This window comes from Oleiphilus sp. HI0066 (assembly GCF_001635725.1).
This window is the reverse complement of sequence record NZ_LWFH01000646.1, coordinates 1-3,684: the sequence shown is the minus strand read 5'-3', so window position 1 is coordinate 3,684 and position 3,684 is coordinate 1. Positions and strand designations below refer to the sequence as shown.

The following is a 3,684-nucleotide window of genomic DNA, read 5'->3' as shown; positions in this document are numbered from 1 at the left end:
AAAGCTATAGCTGCCGTCTGCATGCAGGGTAAACCCATCAACTTGCTGCATTACGCTGTAACGAGCGACTTCATGGTCGTCAGTATCCGTTGCTGTAAGCTGGCCCGTTAGCAATTGGCCATCCTCTGTCACACTTTGCGCTTGGATTTGCTGTAATACCGGCGCGTCATTTGTGCCCGTTAGGGTGATGACAAGATTCTTGGTATCAGTCGCGCCAGCTAGGTCAGTTACTGTCACAGGGATGGTGATGGTTTGTACATCGCCTTGCGTCAAATGGTTATAACTACCGTGGTTTGGGTCGAAGCTATAGCTACCATCTTGCTTTAGTACAAAACCATCTACATTCGGTGCACTAAAGGTAAGTTGGTCATTCGTATCAATATCCGAACCGGTAAGCACACCTGTGGTCTTAGTGCTATCACCCTCGGTGGCTGTTTGAGCGGTAATCGTATTTAAAACTGGAGCATCATTGGTGCCTTGAACATGGACGATGATAGCCTGTGTGCTGGTTGTACCGTGTGAATCGGTAACGGTCGCCACAAACATTTCGATGTGTTTTTCACCTTCATGCAAGGCTTGCGTAAGTTGCGCCTGATTGCTTGTCCCTTGTCCTAAATCATAGCTCCATTGACCGGTTTGAGGATCGATTGATATTGATCCGTACTTTCCTGAGGTGTGGTCAAGTGACCAGGTCAATAAAGTAGTCTGGTCAACCGCGATTGCCGAAAGGGTGCCGCTCGAAGAGGGGGTTTGATCTTCAATTGTTGTGCCGATCGCATCGGCAGGATGAATGTGTATTCGTGGATGATCTGTGGTACCGGTTATGGTCACCACAATGTCGTGCTTGGTGCCATCGGCGGTCGTCACTGTCGCAGAGTCGGTGATGTGTTGTCCGGCTGCAAGGCTCTGAATGGCGGTTTGAGTATTGTCTGCTGTAAACTGCCAACTACCATCTTTATCGATCGCGAAGGTGCCATATTGACCCGTGATCGCTTCTTTTTGGAAGAAGGCTTCGCCACTATCAGTATCTGTAACGGCTAGCTGGCCCGTCGCAACAAGATCATTGCCTTGAACGTTAGTGTCCTCCTTTACACCGTGGCCGCCTGAGTCAGTAACAACTGCAACGTCATTTGTGCCTTGAACGGTGATTCTTACTTCATGATTAGTGCCGTCGGCGGATGTTACGGTAATGGTGTCGGTAGTCTGTTTACCTTGACCTAGAGCTTGTACCGTCGGGTTTTGATTATTAAGGTCATAGGTCCAAGAACCATCTTTTTGAAGATGTAGGGTGCCATATTGGCCTTGCAGGTCTCCATCTTGAAAGTAGGACTCGCCAGTGTCGATATCTTGAATAGTAAGCTGTCCCTGTGCTTGTAAGACGCTCTCTTCAGTGACATTGCTTGAGTCTGTACCGCCGATGACAGCTGTATCATTTGTGCCGTTAATTTGGATATTAATTCGATGAGGCTCGCCATCAGCTGCATGCACAATGAGTGTGTCTGTCATCATGCTGCCCGCGTTCATTGCCTGGATATCAGGATGCTGATTCTCGAGGCTGTATGTCCAGCTTCCATCTTGCTGAAGGTGGAGTGTGCCGTAAGCGCCTTGAATATCTCCAGCGCTGAAGTGATCTTCTCCGGCATCCTTGTCGCTAATTGTTAACTGGCCACGCGAGTTAAGTTGCGAATCTTCTGTGACATCTCCGACCTTTGCATCGGTAATTTGGGCGGTATCATTTGTGCCAGTAATTTCGATATCTAAGCCATGTGCAAAATCAACACCACCTGCGTTTTGTGCGTGAATGTCGAAGTGCTCTGAAACCAGTTGTCCGTCAGTCAGTGCATCGACGTTTGTTGCACCAGAATTCAGGCGATACTCCCATTGACCTGATGGTGCGATAGTTAGAGTACCGTATTGACCTTGGTAACTTTGCGAAGCGAAAGAGCCTGGGCCGCCAGCAATTGAAAGTTGGCCGCTTGCAGAAACTTGGTTGTCTTCGCTTACTGAACCATCAAAAACTCCAGTAATTGAAATAGGCAGATCTTGGTGTACAGAAGAATTTGCTAGTAATTGATTGTGTTGCGCGTTGATTGTGTTGCTTAGGGCATCGTCTTGTTCGGAGCCGAATGAAGCGAGACTTCTTGATGAGAAAACAGATGTGTCTGTATGGTTGTCGATCTCTAAGTTGGTTCTTGCGACAACTGCCGGTGTATCGTGGTGATGTCCATCTGATTGAGCTTGCGCGTTTTTCGTGTCTTCTTTGTTTTCTATATCTACTTTCTGAGATGATTCTTTGGCGTCTGCACGAATACTCGTGCTAATGCTGCTGTCTGAGGAATTGATTGAAGGATCAAATTGATCTGGTGATTGATCAGGTAGCGTGTTGGAAAAATGGCTGACTAGTTGCGGCTCTTTGACGATAAAGCTCAGGGTATCGCCAGCAGGGGAACGAAGCACTACCTGATTTCCGTCAGGGCTGTTTAGAAGAGTGTCTTCTGAAACTTTGTCTCCGATTCTTAGTTGGACGTGCTGTCCGAACTTGTCGACATAAAAAATGGGGCCAGAGATAGATACAACGGTAAACACGTAGATATTTCCTCCGTAACCGGCGGCCACACGAACCGCCTAGCTAAGTTTCAATTATGAAAACATCTAATAACTATAGTCTAAAGTTCGGCTTTTTTGTGTAAATAATAAACAAAATACGGGAGGTATGGTTTTTGAATTCTGTGGTTTATTCTAGGGTTTTTCGTCATCATCACCGCTTTGATCATAAGACTTCCACGCATCTTTGAGATCTTCTTGAAAAGCCTCTTCATGGAGGATCATAAATCCTCCTTCAATCAGGATAAAACTCGGTAATTTACTGACTTCGGGTTTGCCAGTATCAGGTGAACAAAATCGTCTCTGTTTAACAAAAATACGCTGAAAGCAACGTTCCATTTTAGGATCGTTGATATAGGCAGTTTCGAACGGTGATTGTCGTGCCATAGAAATGTGCTCCGATAAATGACGTCAGCTTTGCTATATCGCTTGTGTCGATAATAGGCCTTGCCGCGGTCTTTTGTCTAGGCAAGAAAAACTCAGATTGTCGACTATATTCATGCCAAATTGTTGCTTGAGGATAAAGCGGCGTGTGGCGGTTTAAAGACCTTTCGCAGAAGGGTTTTGTACTAACAGAGGGGAGCTACGATTATTCAGTCGTACTGTTCTCGTTGATTATTGCGGCAACAGCAGCGTTTGCGATGCTAATGATCGTCGAGCGTTTGTGGCGAGATAATGCCGACTCAGATCATAGCCATAACAAAGGTGCAGCTTGGCTAGCGCTAGCCTCTGGAACAATGGGCTTAGGTGTTTGGTCCATGCATTTTACGGGAATGTATGCGTTTCAGCTGCCGTATCACATGCACATGAGCGTCGTGATCACAATTATCTCTGTTCTACCCGCTTGTATTGGTGCTTACTTTTATCTGAGGTTATATGCAGCTCGTCGCTTCGATCTGCGTTCTATGCAGGTCGGGGCTCTATGCTTGGCCTTGGGCATTGGCGCCATGCATTACCTTGGTATGGAAGCCATGCATTACGAGGACTTGGTTCTTCGTTATGACCCAACGTGGTTTGTTCTGTCGATAGTGATGGCTTACGTATTTGCGCTTTTGGCGCTTTATGTGCGGGTTTGGCAAA

The 3,684-nt window shown here is 46.6% G+C and carries 3 protein-coding genes; 1 reads left to right on the top strand and 2 read right to left on the bottom strand.

Going from position 1 to position 3,684, the window contains the following annotated elements; all coding sequences use genetic code 11:
* Together A3738_RS08225 and A3738_RS08220 are read right to left on the bottom strand one after the other, a co-directional pair.
* On the bottom strand, window positions 1–2,616 hold a 2,616-nt coding region (locus A3738_RS08225; RefSeq protein WP_156504095.1), incomplete at its 3' end, for a VCBS domain-containing protein.
* A gap of 123 nt (window positions 2,617–2,739) precedes the next feature.
* Entirely contained in the window at window positions 2,740–2,991 is a 252-nt protein-coding gene (locus A3738_RS08220) for a hypothetical protein (RefSeq protein WP_068476078.1), read from the bottom strand.
* 143 nt (window positions 2,992–3,134) lie between these two features.
* Between A3738_RS08220 and A3738_RS08215 the strand changes: the two genes are divergently transcribed.
* The coding region (locus A3738_RS08215; protein ID WP_304440085.1) for an MHYT domain-containing protein at window positions 3,135–3,684 on the top strand (550 nt) is incomplete at its 3' end.

What these genes read in the sequence shown, in the direction of transcription:
- A3738_RS08220 (WP_068476078.1), bottom strand. Translation starts at nt 2,991, where the DNA reads ATGGCACGACAATCACCGTTCGAAACTGCCTATATCAACGATCCTAAA.